This is a genomic window from Leptotrichia hongkongensis (assembly GCF_041538065.1).
GTDB lineage: Bacteria > Fusobacteriota > Fusobacteriia > Fusobacteriales > Leptotrichiaceae > Leptotrichia > Leptotrichia hongkongensis.
Map to the genome: position 1 here is coordinate 299291 of NZ_JBGORW010000001.1, position 18718 is coordinate 318008.

Here is an 18718-nt window from a genome sequence, read left to right on the forward strand (position 1 = left end):
TATCATCTAATTTTAGATTATTCCATTATTTTTGTGAAAATTTTAAGTTGTTTTATAATATGGCAATATTTATTTAAAATTAAAGCTGTGTTATTAGAATTCCAAGTTAATTTAATTTTTTATTAAATTCAAAGGGATTCAAATGAAACTTAAAAATTCTAAAAAATAAGGAAAGAGGAGAGATTTATGACAAAAAGTTTGTTACAAGTAAAAAAAGATTTAAAAGCCTTTGCCAAAAGATGTAAAGACTTTAAATACACTGATTCTGCATTGCTTATATTTTTATTATGCGGAATGTTATTGTCAGTTAATTTATTTTCAGCGCCTACAGCTGATTCGAGCATTAAAAACCAGGTTCATCAGATTAATACGTCAATAAGTCAGATACGAACAGATTTCAAGCGTGCAAAAGCTGAAAACAGAAAACTGATAAAAGGTACAAACCTTGAATTAATTCAGTTAATGGAACAAGGAGATCATGTAGTAAAATCGCCTTGGAGCAGTTGGCAATATGGAATGAATTTCTTCTACAATGACTGGCAAGGAAAATACAAAGGTCGTGGAGATAAAACAGAAAATATTAAATACAAAAGAGATGCCAGCAGTAAATTTGGAACATTCGATGGTGGGAAATATGGAACACTTTAAATAATAAAGTTATTGAACCAATTTCGGCGGTACCAGTAGATGCTGCTGTTAGACCAAAAAATATTGACAAGCAACCGCCAACATTCACTGTTGCAGGGGCAGATGGTGGGTTCCCAAGCTTCGAAACAAGAACAGTGCCAAGTATTTCAAGAATTGAAATTGGTACTCCCGCTACTATAAATACATTTAATCCACCTGCATTAAGTTTTGTAGGAACTGGTTTTGGACAAGGTGATTCAATAGGTAGGATAGGTGATTATAAATTTTTAACAGGGTCTGGAACAGTAGTAATAGAAAATTTTGAAACATATAATGCTAATAATTTTGTAGTTGAAATGACAAATAGTGCTTCAAATGCTACAGCAGGAAGTTTAACGGCAAGTGTAACGGCCAAAGAAGGTGGAAAACCATGGTCTTCAGCCCCTGCTGCTACAGTAAGCATTAATAATTCAAATACATTTGGAGGAAAAAATGCTTTTATTAATGATTTACGTCCACGTGATGTAAATTACAATGGAAATTATACATTTAAAACAAATTCTTCAGATCAGAAAATATTTATAAGTTATAATCCTGCCGGACTTATTAATGGTACTGAACGTCCAGTTTATGCTCCTGGTTCTGGTACTTTTTGGTCTGGATTTGGACAACACTATACTTCAAAGCTGAATGGAGATTTAAATATAGAATCTAACGGTTCTGGAATTACAATAGGAGTAGAACATCAATTATGGAATTCTGCTGTTGGGGCTACTGCCGATTTGTCAGATGGATATTCAACATGGCTTAATACAGGAAATATGAACCTGAACAGAGGTAATCAGATAATAGGAATTATGATTGATATTGAGTCAGAAGCAGATGATGCAAATGGATTGAGAAAGAAAAATAATGAACAGACTATTAATAGAGGAAAAATTACAATAGGAACAGGAAATAATACGACAACTGATAGTATAGGAATAGATTTTGGTGATTATGCGGCTTCTCCAACAATTCCAGTAGATGTAGAGCTTGGAAATATTGTTGTAAATGATAATAGGAATTATGGATTTAGAATGAGAAATTTAACATCACGTGCTATAGCTGATACTTACTATGATGATGTTACTATATCTGGTGGAAATGGGAAAGTATCAGTTGATGGAACAAATAATGTTGGACTAGCTATTCAGAAATCAGTATCAGCTAATGTTAAAGATACTGCTACTGGTAATGGTGCTACTGTAGCAGCCAATGGAATTTATACAATAGCTGGAAACAAAAACTACGAAAGACTTATAGGAGATAACCCTATTTCAAACTATTTTTCATTGAATGTTGATTTAAAAGGACATGAAAATGTAGGTATTTTAAGAATGGCAGGTTATTCAGCAAATAATACAAATGACTTTATTTTCTTTGATAACTTTACAGATAGTAAAGGAGCTGCACAAACTGGAAATATAGGAACTTTTGATATTCATAATGCAGCTAACACTACATATATAGATAGTGGGATAACAAAGACAAGACATGGAGCTACAAATAACGTATTATTAAGAACAGATGCACACGGAATGCAAAATCAGGGAACAATAACTATCAATGGTTCAAATGGAGGATATGTAACATATCAAGATCCTGTAAATTCAACTAAAACAATAGAAGAAGCAGCAGGAAATATAGTTATGCTTGCTAATGGAACTGGACAAAAAGTTGTAAACTACGGAGTAATTAATCAGACAAATGCCGGACTTAAAAATACAGTAGGACTTGTTGCAAATGCTGGTGGAGAAGCTAAAAATAGTGTTTTAATAGCAGCAGATGCAAATAATGCAGCAAATCATAACAGAAGAACTAAAAATGATACGGCTAGAACAAATGATATGATTGGTAAAATCGAAATGGCAGGTGTGGGAAGTATTGGAATGTATATTACTTCTGGTTCAACAGGGGAAAATAGCGGAGAAATTAAACTTACAGGTGCAGATGGAAGAAATGTAGGAATATTTAATGCAGGAACTACAACTGTAACAGGAGCAGTACTTACAGCAGCGACAACAGATGGTAAAATAGAAACAACAGGTAAAAATTCAGTAGGATTATTTAATGAGAATGGTGGAATAGCTAACATAAAATTAGATAATGGCGGTGCAACAGCTTTAAATGTAAGCATTATAGGAAATGATGGTGCTAGTGGAATTTATGCAAAAGGTGGAACAGTAACAGCAGATGACAGTAAAAATGCTATTACAAATCCAACTTCTACAAAAGGTGAATTAAAAATAACGGTAACTGATACCGGTGCAGATAAAGGTGTTGGAGTTTACGCAGAAGGAAATGCAGTTATTACATTAAAATATTCTGATATTAATGTAAATAATGGAATAGGAGAAGGTGGTGGAGGAATCTACGCACTTAATACCTCTAATGTGAATGTAGAAGGAGCTACTGTAACATATAATGGAGAAGGTTATGCTCTCTATACAGAAAACAGTGGAACTATAAATGCTAATAATTCTAAGATTAAATTACTTGGAAAAGCAGTAGGATTTAATATTAAGGGAACTGGTGGAACATATGTTTCAAATGTCAGTTTGAGTGGTGCTGGAATAGATATTGATTCAAATGATGTTATACTTTTAGGAGTAACAGATCCAACTTCTCATAATTTGAGCAATTTTGATTCTGTATTACTTGGTGCTTCAGGAGTGAGCTTGTCTGGTATTGGTGGAACAGCAACTGATTATAAGATAGCGGTACTTGATGGTGTAAATAATGGAAAATCATTTAAAATAGATCAAGTATTAGATAAAAGTGAAGCTGTAACACCTACACCTATATCAGCAGCTACTCAATCATATAAATATGTTAGAAATTTATTGTTACAAAGAAGTATTATTGATGTAAATGCGGATGTAAAAGCTGAATTAAGTTCATCTGATGCAACAGCAATGAAATCTCCAAATGGTGCTGTTGTTGGACTTTATGTAACTGCAACACCAAATGCAAGTAGTAATAATGAAACTGGAATAAATGTAAATAATATTACAATAACTTCTGATAGAACAGATGCAGGAGCTGGAGCAATTGGATTATATACAAATTATGGTAAAATTAATATTTCTAATGGTTCAACTTTAAATATTGAAACAAATACCTCAAATACTATAAATGATAAAGCAGTTGGAGCATATGTAGTAAATGGTTCCGAAATAGATAATAAAGGTACAATTAATATTGGTGGAAAAAAATCTATAGGACTTTTAGGTCTTTCATATAGACAAGATTCGAGCGGTAATGTTGTTGGAAATGAATTTGGAAATGGAGACGAAGGAATAATAAAAGTTAATAATGATGGTAATTTAGTTCTTGATGGAGAAGGAGCAAAAGGAATATTGGTATATAATAATAGTAGTAAAGCTCCTCTTACATATACAAACAATAGTGGAATAACTGTACCGCTTCCTACAAATATAACACCAGTGGCGGTAAACACAGCTACTAACGATTCAAATGGAATAATAACACTTACAGGAGAAAAAGCAGTAGGAATTTATGCTGATGAGGCAATTGCGACGAATAAAGGTATTATAGACTTACAAGGAACAAAAGGACAGATAGGACTTTATGGAACAACTACTTCAGGAATAGCAGGAAGGGATTCTGTATTAATAAATGCCAATGGTGGAACTATTAAAGTAGGAAATTCAACATTATCTGCAAATACTGATGTTCCAAATATTGGAATATTTACAGAATCTAACAATCAAGTTACAAATGACGGAACAATTACAGTTGGAGATAATTCTTATGGAATTTATGCTAAAAATATAAGAGAAACTGGGAATTCTAATTTAACTGTTAATCAAAATGGTGTTGGAATATTTGCTGTTGGTGAAGTAGGAACACCTGGAAATGTTGTTATTGATAATGGAGCTAAAATAACAGTAAATAATGGTATACCTAAAAAGGAAAGTGTTGGGGTATTTACTGGTGGAAATAACACAGTTAATGTAACAGATAATGGTTCTATTATGGACTTGAAAAATTCAACATTTGGTTTTGTATTAAAAGCTCCAGGTACATTTGTTAACTCAAATACAGGAACTGTTAAACTATCAAATGATGCAGTCTATGTTTACACAGATAACAGTGCTTCTAATATTACTAATAATGCTACGTTAACAACAACAGGAGACAGAAACTACGGATTATATGGAAATGGTACGATGGTAAATAACGGGGTAATTGATTTCTCAGCAGGTAATGGAAACGTAGGAATGTATGCAACCACAGGTGGAACTGCAACTAACTTTGGAACTATTAAAGTTGGAACATCTAATACTTCAGCTAAAGAATTTGGTGTAGGTATGGCGACTGGATATTATGATGACACTCCAGGTTCACCAACACGTGGTCAAACATTTAATCAAGGAACTGTAATAAATAGAGGAAGAATAGAAGTAAGTCAGCCAAATACAATGGGTATGTATGCGGTAGGAGCAGGTTCTAAAGCAGTTAACTATGGAGATATCGACCTTTCTGGAAGTAGTACAATAGGTATGTACATTGATAGAGGAGCAACAGGAGAAAACTGGGGAAATATAAGAACAACAGCAAGCGGACTTACATCAGTAAAAGGTATTTACGTTGCTAACGGAAGTTACGTTAAGAACTACGGAACAATAAATATCGCAGCATCAGATCCTAAGAGTGCAGGTGTTTGGACTGATACTCAATCTGTAGCAAATGTTGATGATACTGCAACAGGAGTAAGTCCAATAACAGGATTTAGTCAAACAGGAACTTCAACACCTAGAATGAAAGTAGTAACAGCTGATGACATGAAAGAAATGGGAGGAATCACAATTAAAGTTCCGCCTAGAATGACACCACCTACTGTTACTGATGCACAAGGTAATGTTATCCCAATATTTAAAGTCGATACAGATGTTCCAGCACCAGCACCAACAACTGCAATTGTAACATCACCATCAGGAATTACTTCAATAAATCTTGCTACAAGTAACTTCTTGAACTTCCCATCAGCTTCGGAAGCTTCAAGTTTAGGAATGTATGTAGATACTTCAGGAGTTAATTACACAAATCCTATACAAGGAATAAACAACTTGACAGGATTGACAGACATTAATTTATATTTCGGAAGTGAAGCGGCAAAATACACTACCGCAAAAGCAATACAGATAGGGAATAATATTTTAAAACCATATAATGATGCACTAGCTTCAGTAGTAACAGCTGGAACAACATTAAACTCAACTGCAGCCAGCCTTACTTGGATGGCACAGCCTACAAAAAATGCTGCGACTGGACTTTTGGATAAAGTATATCTGGTAAAAATTCCTTATACAATTTTTGCCAAAGCTGGAGATGCCCAAACTTATAACTTCCTGGCAGGACTTGAAGAAAGATACGGAGTAGAAGGCTTGGGAACGAAAGAAAAATCAATATTTGATAAGCTGAATAGCTTGACAGGTGGAGAAGGACACATTTTAGCTCAAGCAATCGATGAAATGAAAGGTCACCAATACTCAAATATCCAACAAAGAACTAAAGAAACTGGAGATATCTTGAGTCAAGAATTTAATTACTTGCAAGATGAATGGAGAAATCCTACCAAAGACAATAACAAGATTAAAATGTTTGGTCATAGAGGAGAATACAACACTGATACAGCTGGCGTAGTTGATTACACAGATAATGCTTACGGAGTGGCTTATGTTCATGAAAATGAAACTGTTAAACTTGGACGTAAATCAGGATGGTATGCAGGAGCTGTAACAAACAGATTTGACTTTAAAGATTTAGGTAAATCGAAAGAAACTCAAACTATGGTAAAAGCTGGATTATTCAAGACAGTATCGCCTTACAATGATCACAATGGCTCATTAACTTGGAAGATTGCCGGAGAGGCTTTTGCAGGACGTGGAGATATGAAACGTAGATACTGGATAGTTGATGAAGTATTTGAAGCAAAAGGAAAATACACTACTTACGGTGTCGCACTTAAAAATGAAATTGGAAAAGAATTCAGAACAAGTGAAAACACAAGTATCCGTCCATACGGAGCTTTGAATTTGGAATATGGAAAATATTCAGACTTTAGAGAAACAGGGCCTATGGCTTTGAAAGTGAAAGGAAACGACTATTTTTCAGTAAAACCCGAAGCAGGAATATCATTTAACTATAAGCAGGATTTGGGTGAAAGAAGCAGATTAACGGCTAGTTTAACAGCGGCTTATGAAAACGAGCTAGGTGAATTATACGATGTTCAAAATAAAGCCAAACTAAAAGGAACAAAAGCGTCTTACTACAAACTTCGTGGAGATAAGGAAAATCACAGAGGAAATGGTAAGTTTGACTTAAACTTTGGATGGGACAACACAAGATTTGGAGTAACGGTAAATGCTGGATATGATACAACTGGAGAAAACTTTAGGGGTGGAATTGGATTTAGAGTTATTTACTAATTCTTAATATTTTGAGTTATAGTTCTAATTAATAAAGTTATAAAAAATTGGAAGTTATCTATTAATTTAGATTTTCTTCCAATTTTTTTGTTATATATATAGTAAAACTAGTTTAAAACAGAACTCAAAAATTATGATTATTTTACTCAAACCCTAAATTATATAATTTCTATCAGTTTAATTTTAAATGGGTTCGAGTATACTATTTACAAACTATGTAATTGTTATCCTATTCCCCGTTTGAAAGTAGTCTCTAATATGCTTTAGAATAAGATTATTTTGTTTAATAATGGTTTTTATTGTTTTATTATGTTTTTTCTTTATTAAAAAAAATTTTAATTATTTTGAAATACTAGGTTTTTATCCTTCATTGGAAAAGTTTTTAACGAATTCGTTATTTAAATGGAGCTTAGTATTAATTTATCACGAATTATTATTTTTGCCATTTATCTCTATTTTCCTTTTCGATTTTCTTCTGATTCTCTATATATTCTGTAATGTTTATAAAAATTTCTTTTAATTTAAATAATGTAATGCAATAAAGTGATAGAATGCTTAAACTGTTAATTTCAATATTAAAAATTAACATTAGCAGTAAAAATATTAAAATAGTAATTAAAACTATTGTCCATTCAATTTTAGAAAAAGGATTGATATTATTGTCATCCATTCCTACATCAGTTGTAATGAGAAGATGAAGAATATAAACGCCAATTAATTTTATTAATTGCCAAAAAAATGAAAAATTTTCTAGAATAATCTTGTTTCCAGCCAGATGAAATAAAATAATCATAAGAAATTCAATTATAAAAAATTTTTTCTCGTCATATAAATTTATAATTCCATTAATTAGTGACAAAACAAGCATTATTTCAATAATATGTATTGTAAATCCGTTTTTATCCAACTTTTGAATATCAATATAATCCATAAAAATTGAATTTAATAAAATCATTTTTATTATTTGATACATTTTGTTTCTCCTTTCATAAGAAAAGTGCATTATATAAGTTAAAATAACACACTTCACTTACAAAAAATTCAAAAACTACATATTAAAATATTTACAGAATGGCTGTGAGAATACAATCGCACTTACTGTAGCTTCTGGGTACATCATAAACTCTTCTGTTAGAGAGATTCCGTATCTTTCTGGTTTCAATAAATTAAATAATTTTCTCTGGTCACTTAAATCTGGGCAGGCTGGGTATCCGAAAGAGTAACGGTTTCCTTGATACTGAGCGTTTAAAATTTCGTTTAAGGAGATGTCCTTGTCAATAATTCCTACATCCTGACGCATCATTTTGTGAATGTATTCTGATGTTGCTTCAGCAAGTTCAAGTCCTACAGAGTTTACAATATGCCCTCTGTAAAATTCACCTTTTTCTTTAAGTTCATTTGAAACAAGTCTTGATTTTTCTCCTGCAGTTGCAACGAAGAATCCGATGTAGTCAATTCCATCTGGGCTTACATAATCATTTAATGATAAAAACTGTCCGTATTTTTGTCTTGGGAAATCAAATGTTTCTAGAACAGTTGACAAGTCATCTGATAAAACTTCGATTTTGAAATCTTCCTTTCTTTCTCCAGCTTTTCGACGTACAGGGAAAAACTTGTAGATAGCTTTTATATCAAAATATTCATCACCATTTTCGATAATATCCAAAATTTCATTGTATAATTTTATTGTTCTAGGATCTTGCTTTTCAATTAGATTATTTACAATCCATTTCATTCCAAGGTGTTTTCCAATTAACATTTGTAAATTTATGAATGGGAATACATCTTTTGCTTTTATGTTTGTTATAATTTGTTTATTTAATGTTTGTGGCTTATAAATTTTTTCAAAGTCGTATTTTGGAAGTTCAACTTTTGAAAAATCAAATGTTCCGTCAGCATCCTTAATGTCACTTACTGTTGGTTTAACTTTTAACTGCTCAAGTTTTTTTGCATCTTTAATTGTTACGAGTTCTCTACGTTTTTGCAAGTATTCCTTAAATTCTTCAAATTTTTTCTCATCAATCATTTTGTTTAAGTCAGCAAGAGCCGTCATTGCATCTCTTGAGTAAATTACGATATTATTTTTGTAGGCAGGCTCAATTTTATTTACAGTGAATTTTTCCGTAAGTGCCGCACCTCCTACAAATATTGGAATATCAATACCAGCTTCATGCAGAACGCCCATAGTATTCACCATTTCTGTGGCAGATTTTACAAGAAGTCCAGAAAGGCCCAAGAAGTCTGCTTTATGTTCAATAATTGCTTCACGGATTTTTTCAGCAGGAGTATTTATTCCTAAGTCGATTACTTCATAACCATTATTTCCAATGATTATTCCAACCAGATTTTTTCCAATGTCATGAACATCCCCTTTTACCGTTGCCATAATTACTTTTCCTTTTACAGATGATTCATCTTTTTCCATAAACTGTTCCAGATGTGAAACTGAGGCTTTCATAACTTCTGCACTTTGCAGGACTTCGGCAACAATTAAGTCATTGTTGTTAAACAGTCTTCCGACTTCATCCATTCCAGTCATCAGAGGACCGTTTATTATGTCGATTGGAGAATATTTCTGAAGTAATTCATCAAGATAGACAATCAGATTTTTTTTACTTCCTTCAACAACTAAATTTGAGACTTTTTCTTCGGTAGTTAAGTTGCTTGTATCGACCACTTTTTGGATGGCTTTTTTCTCACGGTAGAAGTTTGCAAATTTTGATACATTTTCATCGTTTGTATGGAATAATAGATTTTCTGCCAATTCCTTTTCTTCATCTGAAATTTCGTCCATTGGCATAACTTTTTCAGTATTTACTATTGCATAGTCAAGTCCAGCTTCGTAGGCTTTTTGCATATAGTAAGTATTCAAAACTTCTCTTCCTGCGACAGGCAGTCCAAATGAAACATTACTTACTCCTAAAATTGTCTTTACATTTGGCATTTCAGCTTTAATTTGTCTAATTGCCTCAATTGTTGCTGTGGCAGAGCCAATATACTTCTGATCTCCTGTAGCAACTGGGAAAACTAACGTGTCAAAAATTATATCTCTTTCATCAATTCCGTATTTTTTCGTAAGAAGTTCGTAACTTCTTCTAGCAACTTTCAATTTTTTCTCAACTGAAACAGCCATTCCTTCCTCATCAATCAGTCCCACAACGACAGAAGCCCCAAAATCCTTAATAACTTTTGCCATATCAGCAAATTTCTTTTCTCCATCTTCAAGGTTAATCGAATTTATAATTCCTTTTCCTTGTAAGTAAGTAAGACCTTCCTTAATAACATTTATATCAGTTGAGTCAATCATAAGAGGAACTTTTGCAAATTTTGCCACTTTATCTAAGAAAGCTTTCATGTCTGCCACTTCATCCCTGTCTGGATTTGCAAGGCAAATATCAATTACATCTGCACGCCCCTTAATCTGAAGTCTGGCAACTTCTGTAGCCTCGTCAAATTTTTCGCTTGCAATTAAGTTTTTAAAAATACGTGAACCAATTACATTTGTACGTTCTCCCACGTAAATTGGACGGTTTTGGGGAGTTTCTAGAGTAATTAGTCCTGATACATCATTAAAATCTTTGCTTTCATCAATAACTCTTGGAGAATAGTTTACACTTTTTTCCTTAATTTTCTGAATATGTTCAGGCGTAGTTCCGCAGCACCCTCCAACAATATTTAAATAATTATTTTGGAAAAACGGCTCAATTTTTGCAGATAATGTATCTGGAGTTTCCTCGTATTCCCCATCTTCGTTAGGAAGTCCAGCATTTGGGTAAACTGAAATATATGTATTTGAAATATTATTCAATGTCTTTAAAAATTGTGTCATAAATTCAGGTCCTGTTGCACAGTTCAGTCCCACAGAAAATGGATTCATATGATTTACAGCGTAATAAAAAGCGTCTGCCGACTGTCCAGCAAGTGTAGTCCCTGTACTTTCGATTGTAAACGATAGCATCAACGGTACAGTATAATTTTCTTCCATTGCCTTTTTAAGCCCCAAATAAGCTGCCTTCAAGTTTCTTGTATCCTGAATTGTTTCAAATAGAATCAAATCCACGCCACCAGCAAGAAGTCCTGAAACAGCTGTATAATAGCTATGGATAAGTTCCTCGAAAGTAACGCCACCAGTAACGCTGATAGATTTGTTAGAAGGCCCTAATGCCCCTGCAACATAAAGATTTCGAGTAACTTCAGGATGTTCGCTTCTATATTCAGCAATAGCTTCATTTACAAGTTCCGCTGCAGCTTTATTCATTTCAAAAGCTTTATCTTCCAAGTCATAATCCTTCAAGACAATATCCAAAGCCCCAAAACTGTTAGTTTCAATAATATCACTCCCAGCCTCCAGATATCCTTTATGAATATTTTTAATAATGTCAGGTCTTTGTAGAACAAGATAATCATTACATCCTTCATATTTTTCACCACCAAAGTCATCGGCAGTTAAATGTTCCTGCTGAATCATAGTCCCCATTGCTCCATCCAGCAGTAATATTTTGTTTTTTAAATCATTTTGCAATAAATTGTAAGAATTTTTGTATTTGTTTTCTTTCATTTTTTCAGCTCCTATTTTCAAATTACATTTTATTATTTTATCATAAAAAAGTGTATGTGTATATAGAAATATAATATTTTTCTAGTATATTTTTACTTATCAGAAACAATTTATATAAATATTTAAAAATAATCACAAATTTTTTAACATTATTTAAAAATAAATTTAATTATATTTGTAATAATTTTAGAAAATTTTTTATATTGATAGTTAAATAAAAAAATAATATTACAAAAACTATTATTTTTTCAGAACTTTTTTAAATAATAATAAATAAGAAAATTTTGATATATAAAATATATAATTTATAAAACCCCTTTATCCATCAACTTAGAAAACTCTTTAATCAAAAATTAAATATAATCTTATTGAAAAAATTTCAAAAATGAGATACACTACATATACGATATAAATTTAAAAACAAACACAATATATTGTGTTTTGTTTATAACAAAGGAGAAGATGTAGAAATGAGAAAAATTATAAAATTTGAAAAAAATGATTGTAATCCATGTGCAATGGTATCTGACTTATTAGATAAAAAAGGAATAGAATATGAAAGAATAAATCCATTTGACAATCCAGAGATTGCTGTAAAATATAAAATAAGAAGTGTTCCAACAGTAATTTTATTTGAAGAAAACGAAGAAATAAAAAGAACGATTGGATTTAAGCCAGAAGAAATCAATGAAATTATCTCAATGATGTAACTTTAGAACAATTTGAAAATACAATTTAAAGTAATAATAATAATACTCAAAACAAATTTTATTAAAATATTTAGTTTTGGGTATATTTTATGCCAAAAATTCGGAAATGTAATCGAACCAATTTAAAATTATACAATTTAAAGTTATACAAATTTAGGGTTTGAGAATAATAGTTATAGCTTTTGAGCTTGGTTTTAAAGAAATTTTACTATATATTTAGTATATTTAAAATTACTTGAAATTTAAAATTATATAAAATTAAGTGAGTTAGCATAATTAAGGATTTTTGGTTTAAAAAAGTATTTGTAAAATAAAAATGAGCAGCTTTTTGACGGAAAAGTGAAACAAATATTAAAAAGCAAGGTGAAATCGATGTATATATATTACGATTCAAAAACAGGAAATGTTGAACGATTCATAAAAAAAATACAAGCCCAACGTCCAGACTGGCATTTTATAAAGATAAATCCAACTATGGTAATCAAAAATGAAGGACATTTTCTGACATTTACAACAAAAATTGGAGAAATTCCAGTAACAACAAATGAATTTCTGCAAAATGAAAACAACAGCAAACTATTAAAATCAGTAAGTTCCAGCGGAAACAGAAACTGGGGACAATTTTTCGCACTAGCAGCTGATAAAATTCAGCAAAAATACAAAATTCCAGTATTAATGAAATTTGAATTGTCAGGAACAAATACGGAAGTAGAAAATTATATAGATTATTTGGAAAATAATTAATTTTTAATTTTATTATGATATTTAGAATTAAAAGATGTTTTTATTACAAATTATTTTAATTAATAGTTCTTTTTAGTTATAGTTAAATTAATCGCTGTATTAAACTAAAGTTGTTGTGATTTTATAAAAAAAATGCTTATACTAAAATTCTTTTTAAATAAGGGATTTATTATAAACTCTTTTAAAAAAGTATAATTTAAAATAATTAAAACACAATTTTTTAAGAAACTGACGAAGCTTTTATTTGTTCAGCTACGACTGTTTGACGACTGAAAGGAGGAGTTTCGGAGTTGAATAAATAAAAGTCGTAGTCTAGCCATAGGTGCAGGATTTGCGGCAATGAGCAATCCTGCTGAAATAAAGGAAAAACAATAAAAATTATAGAAAAAATATTTATTAACAATAATTTGTTTTAAAATTGAAAAAAATTATTAATTTTATGTAAGCATTGAGTTTAGTTAAATTATAAAATAAAAAAAATAGGAGAAGATTATGGTAGATAAAAGAGCAAAAAAATGGATATACCTAAATAACGAGATAATGGTAAAGCAAGGGGAGGATTTTCAGCTTGAGAAAGATAAGGAGGCTGTTTATTCGTATTTTGTGGATTATGTGAACAAAAATACGGTGTTTTTTCATAACCTTGAGGAAAAGATGAGATATTTGATAAAAAATGATTATTATATTGATTTTTATGAGATGTATAGCCATGATGAGATAAAGGAAGTGTTTAAGCTGGTTTATGATAAAAAGTTCAGGTTTGCTTCGTTTATGAGTGCATCGAAATTTTATCAAAGTTATGCTTTGATGGATGATTCTGGGGAGAAATTTTTGGAAAGATATGAAGACAGGGTTGCGACAGTTTCGCTTTATTTGGCACAGGGAGATGTTGAAAAAGCGAAAGAGTACGCTTTGATGTTGATAAATCAAGAATATCAGCCTGCTACGCCAACTTTTTTAAATTCTGGAAAAAAACGTTCTGGGGAGCTTGTTTCTTGTTTTCTTGATGAAATGGGAGATAATTTGAGCGGGATTGGATATGTTTTTGATTCTTCAATGAAACTTTCTTCAATTGGTGGAGGAGTTTCGATTAACCTTTCTAAAGTAAGAGCAAGAGGAGAGTCAATAAAAGGCGTTGAAGGCAGAGCTTCTGGAGTTTTACCAATTATGAAGATTTTAGAGGATATTTTTTCGTATGCAAATCAATTAGGACAAAGAGCTGGAGCTGGAGCGGTTTATTTGAATGTATTCCATTCTGACATTAATGAATTTTTGGATAGTAAAAAAATAAATGTAGATGAAAAAATCAGGATAAAATCATTGTCAATCGGAGTTATTGTTCCAGATAAATTTATGCAGCTGGCAATGGAAGATGAAGTTTGTTACACATTTAATCCACACACAGTATTCCTTGAATATGGGCAATATCTGGATGAGATGGATATGAATGAAATGTATGAAAAACTGGTTGATAATCCAAATGTTAAAAAGAAAAAAATAAACGCAAGGGAACTTCTTGTGAAAATTTCTCAAACTCAAAAAGAAAGTGGATACCCTTATTTATTCTTTAAAGATAACGCAAATAGGGAGCATGCATTAAAAGAAATCGGAACAGTTAAGTTCTCAAATTTGTGTACTGAAATTATGCAATTATCAGAAGTTTCAGACATTAATGCTTACTATGAAGAAGACACGATAAGACGTGGAATTTCATGTAATTTAGGTTCATTGAATATTGCAACAGTAATGGAAAACAAAAGAATAAAAGAAGCTACAAAAGCGGCAATTGATTCACTTACAATGGTATCAGACTTAACAAACATTGATATTGTTCCGTCAATAAAAAAAGCAAACGACGAGCTGCACTCAGTAGGGCTGGGAGCAATGAACCTGCACGGATACTTGGCTAAAAACTTTATTATGTATGAAAGCAAGGAAGCGCTTGACTTCTGTAACGTATTCTTTATGATGGTAAACTTCTATTCATTGGAACGTTCAATGGAAATTGCAAAAGAAAAAGGCGAAACTTTCAAGGACTTTGAAAAATCTGAATACGCCAATGGAAACTATTTTGACAAATACATTACAAAAGAATACATGCCACAAACAGAAAAAATAAAACAGCTATTTGAAGGAATCTACATCCCAACAAAAGAAGACTGGGCAAACCTAAAAGAACAGGTAATGAAACACGGAGTCTACAACGCCTACCGAATGGCAATCGCTCCAAACCAGTCAACATCCTACATAATGAACTCTACAGCCTCAGTAATGCCAGTAGTTGACACAATCGAAGTAAGAGAATACGGAGACAGCACAACTTTCTACCCAATGCCATACCTGACAAACGACAACTACTTCTTCTATAAGTCAGCATACGATATGGATCAAAAAAATATCTTGAAACTAATTTCTGTAATCCAAAGACACGTAGATCAAGGAATTTCAACTATCTTGTATACAAAGAGTACAGACAGCACTAGAGATTTGGCTAGACTTTATATTTATGCACATAGGCTGGGGTTGAAGTCGCTTTATTATACTCGAACTAGGAAGGCTACGATTGAGGAGTGTATAAGTTGCTCGGTGTAAATAAGCCTAAAATTATTCATATTAAAACTATAATAGAAGAGAAAAAGAAGTATAATTCCAATTATTTTTATAAAAAGAGATTTCCGACAACATTCATCATTATTATTTTAATAATTCCAATTACTTCAACGGGAATTATAAAGTATTTTTTTAGTAATGTAGATTTTTTTAAAACATGGATTAGTACTGTATTTTTGGTAATGAATTTATCAATATTTTGGGTATATTGGTGTTATTCTAAACGTTTAAAGTCAAAATTAAAACTTGGGAAAAATGAGATTGTAGATTTCTATGATGATAGAGTTTTAATTAATAATAGAATCAACAATTTATTTAAAGAGTATATTGATTCAAATTATATAATTAAACTAGAAAATATAGATGAGTTGTTAAAGGAATTAGAAAACGAAATAAATGACGAAATTAATAAATGGAAAAAAATTACTACTATTACTACAATCAACTTTTCTTTGGTTACTCCAATATTATCTGTTGTATCAAGTCAATATTTTAAAATAAATGAAAAATTTGAATGGATTAATTTTATAATTTTTATAGCAGGTTGTTATTTTTTTGGATACTGTATATTAGTAGGTAGTAATTTTTTAAGAAAAAAATTTTTAAAAGAAATTATAGATATAGGAATTGTAGAATTAATTGAAATCAAAGAATTTTTATTAATTAAGAAAAATATTTTGGAACTAAAAATAAATAATATCTTGAATGAGATACTTAAAACAGACTATAAATATGAAAATATTTCAGAATATTTGTTGGAAGAAGATAAAGAAAAAATATTAAGTTTTTTGAGAATAAATCAAAATGAATTAAATGAAAGAATTAACGGTATAACTTTTAATATAGAATTTGATTATTTTAATTTACATGAGTATAAAAATAATAATGAAGAAAGTTTTGTAATTTTTCCTATAAAACTAAAATTAAAAAAAGAAAATTTTGAAAATAATATTAATATTAGAATTGGTGATGTGTATTCGTTTGATTTTTTCTTTGTGTTAAAAAATGAAAATGGTTGGAATTTAATAAACGAAAAGAAATTTATCCAAAAATACAAATCAGAGTATTTAGTAGAAAATAAAAGGAAGAATCCTAAAATATCCTCTTTTTTAATTGTGTTGTTTGCTTCAATAATATCATTAGTTGTAATATGGATTAATAAAGATGGAATAAGACAGAATGACGTATTAGACAAAGGTTTAAAAAAGTATACTTTAAATAATTCAACTGATAAAGAAATGAAAATAAAATTAGATACAACAGCAGATTACAATTACATATTAGAATCATATTCTTCAAAAAAAATAACATTAAAAGCAGGTGAACATAGCATAGAAAAAAATGATGGTACTAAATGTCAATTTACTATTAATTCTGATTCAGAAATTGGAATAATTGATTTAAAAAGTTGTGGTGTTGTTAATCAGCAAAGTCAATTTAAATCTTTTCCTAAAGAGTATGATTATATTTTAACTAATCTATCAGACAGAGAAATAAGTATAGATTTATATTTGGATAAGGAAGAGTTCTATAAATTAGAACCAAATACTTTAAGAAAAGTAACTTTTAAAGAAGGAAAATATAGTTTAACTAAAAATTGTAAATTAAATGTTGAATTTAATTCAAAAGGTGGAATAGTTACTTTTATTGATAGTGATAAATGTAAAAAATCTTATTATTAAAAAAATTAAAGAATGTAGGTGTTATTTATAGAAAGCGAATATAAAAAATACAAGAAACGATTGGCAAGTATAAAAAACAACATATTGGAAAATAGTGGTTGGGCTTAATCAGGTTGATGATTTGAAATTAAGTTATTAAAAGAGTTGCCAAAATTTACTTAGTAAAATAAAATTTTTTTACATTTGACAAATATCAAAATATAGAGTATAATAATTTTAATGATCGTACTACAAGAATAACCCACTTAACTGTGCGTTGTTGTAGACTGTAGAAAAAGCTCTTTCAATTTTGATAGGGCTTTTTTGCATTTTTGAGATAAAAGGGGGAAAGGGAATGGATAAGCCATTTAAAACTTTTAAGGAACAAGTTGAGATTTTAAATGGAGAAAACGGAGGTAAATTACGGGTAAAAACTGATGAGAAAACAATTTATTGTTTAATGAGGTATAATTATTATTCTATCATAAATTTTTACAAAGAACCTTTTTTAAAAGGGAAAGATTTAAACGGAAATGATATTTATAAATCGGAAGTTCATTTTAATCATTTGAAAGCATTGTATGATTTTGATAAAAGTTTGAGAATGTTGTTTTTTGATATTTTGACACAATTGGAAAGAGCTTTTAAAACGGCAATTGCATATTATTATTTGGAATGCTATACAAATAAAGAAAGTTATTCGGAACTTGATAATTATTATGTTGGAATTAGAAATGAAAATACACATCTTATTTCACATTTAGTAAAAAAACTAAATTTTTTAAGAAATAACAAAAGCAATAGTATAATAAAGCATTATAGTACAACAAAAGATAATATACCATTTTGGATAGTAATTAATTTTTTTACATTTGGAGAAATGAGCAGGTTTTATTTGATTTTAGAGCATAGAGTACAAAATAAAATAATAAGCCATTTTAGAAATTTGTATAAAATGAGTACACAAATTTACCTAAATTAAATAATAATTTTATAAAAACTTTTTTACGTGCAAGTTCATTATTTAGAAACATAGCAGCACATAATGAAAGAATGTATGATTTTTCATCAAAAAATATTGTAAATATAAATAATATTATAGATATAACAAATAATAAGAAACAAAAATTATTTACGATATACGAGGGACTTAAATTATTTTTATCAAAAGAAGAATATGAAAGTCTAACAAAAAAGTTACGAGAATTATTAAGTTTACTTGAATTTAAACTAAAAGATATTATAGATATAAATGATATTTTATATAAAATGGATTTTCCGAAAGATTGGCATAAATAAACATTATGATAA

At 30.1% G+C, this 18718-nt stretch carries 9 protein-coding genes; 7 read left to right on the plus strand and 2 right to left on the minus strand.

Annotated features, from left to right (window positions below; genetic code table 11):
• The first annotated feature begins 186 nt into the window (after positions 1–186).
• Entirely contained in the window at positions 187–648 is a 462-nt protein-coding gene (locus ACEG17_RS01415; protein ID WP_372582271.1) for an autotransporter-associated N-terminal domain-containing protein, read from the plus strand.
• A gap of 134 nt (positions 649–782) precedes the next feature.
• On the plus strand, positions 783–7124 hold the full coding sequence (locus tag ACEG17_RS01420; protein ID WP_372582272.1) for an autotransporter domain-containing protein: 6342 nt from the start codon (positions 783–785) through the stop codon (positions 7122–7124).
• Between the two features lie 433 nt (positions 7125–7557).
• Here ACEG17_RS01420 and ACEG17_RS01425 read toward each other — a convergent pair whose 3' ends face one another.
• Complete coding sequence (locus tag ACEG17_RS01425) at positions 7558–8097, minus strand: hypothetical protein (RefSeq protein WP_372582273.1); 540 nt, start codon at positions 8095–8097, stop codon at positions 7558–7560.
• Positions 8098–8172: 75 nt separating this feature from the next.
• The gene (gene metH, locus ACEG17_RS01430; protein ID WP_372582274.1) at positions 8173–11682 is read right to left on the minus strand and encodes a methionine synthase; all 3510 of its coding nucleotides are present in this window, start codon (positions 11680–11682) and stop codon (positions 8173–8175) included.
• 470 nt (positions 11683–12152) lie between these two features.
• Between metH and ACEG17_RS01435 the strand changes: the two genes are divergently transcribed.
• The 5 genes from ACEG17_RS01435 (at position 12153) to ACEG17_RS01455 (ending at position 18389) form a co-directional block, all read left to right on the plus strand.
• A complete protein-coding gene (locus ACEG17_RS01435; RefSeq protein ID WP_147005528.1) occupies positions 12153–12392 on the plus strand; it encodes a thioredoxin domain-containing protein in 240 nt (79 codons plus the stop codon).
• A 372-nt stretch (positions 12393–12764) separates the two neighbouring features.
• On the plus strand, positions 12765–13136 hold the full coding sequence (gene nrdI, locus ACEG17_RS01440; protein ID WP_372582275.1) for a class Ib ribonucleoside-diphosphate reductase assembly flavoprotein NrdI: 372 nt from the start codon (positions 12765–12767) through the stop codon (positions 13134–13136).
• Between the two features lie 492 nt (positions 13137–13628).
• On the plus strand, positions 13629–15728 hold the full coding sequence (gene nrdE / locus ACEG17_RS01445) for a class 1b ribonucleoside-diphosphate reductase subunit alpha (protein ID WP_372582276.1): 2100 nt from the start codon (positions 13629–13631) through the stop codon (positions 15726–15728).
• A complete protein-coding gene (locus tag ACEG17_RS01450) occupies positions 15716–17428 on the plus strand; it encodes a hypothetical protein (RefSeq protein WP_372582277.1) in 1713 nt (570 codons plus the stop codon). The genes nrdE and ACEG17_RS01450 overlap by 13 nt, the downstream gene beginning before the upstream one ends.
• A 334-nt stretch (positions 17429–17762) precedes the next feature.
• Entirely contained in the window at positions 17763–18389 is a 627-nt protein-coding gene (locus ACEG17_RS01455) for an Abi family protein (protein ID WP_372582278.1), read from the plus strand.
• Positions 18390–18718 lie beyond the last annotated feature (329 nt).

Excerpts from the sequence above, each read along its gene's own strand:
- nrdI (WP_372582275.1), top strand. The coding sequence starts at position 12,765 with ATGTATATATATTACGATTCAAAAACAGGAAATGTTGAACGATTCATA.
- nrdE (WP_372582276.1), top strand. The coding sequence starts at position 13,629 with ATGGTAGATAAAAGAGCAAAAAAATGGATATACCTAAATAACGAGATA.
- ACEG17_RS01455 (WP_372582278.1), top strand. The coding sequence starts at position 17,763 with ATGGATAAGCCATTTAAAACTTTTAAGGAACAAGTTGAGATTTTAAAT.
- ACEG17_RS01415 (WP_372582271.1), top strand. The coding sequence starts at position 187 with ATGACAAAAAGTTTGTTACAAGTAAAAAAAGATTTAAAAGCCTTTGCC.
- ACEG17_RS01435 (WP_147005528.1), top strand. The coding sequence starts at position 12,153 with ATGAGAAAAATTATAAAATTTGAAAAAAATGATTGTAATCCATGTGCA.
- metH (WP_372582274.1), bottom strand. The coding sequence starts at position 11,682 with ATGAAAGAAAACAAATACAAAAATTCTTACAATTTATTGCAAAATGAT.
- ACEG17_RS01425 (WP_372582273.1), bottom strand. The coding sequence starts at position 8,097 with ATGTATCAAATAATAAAAATGATTTTATTAAATTCAATTTTTATGGAT.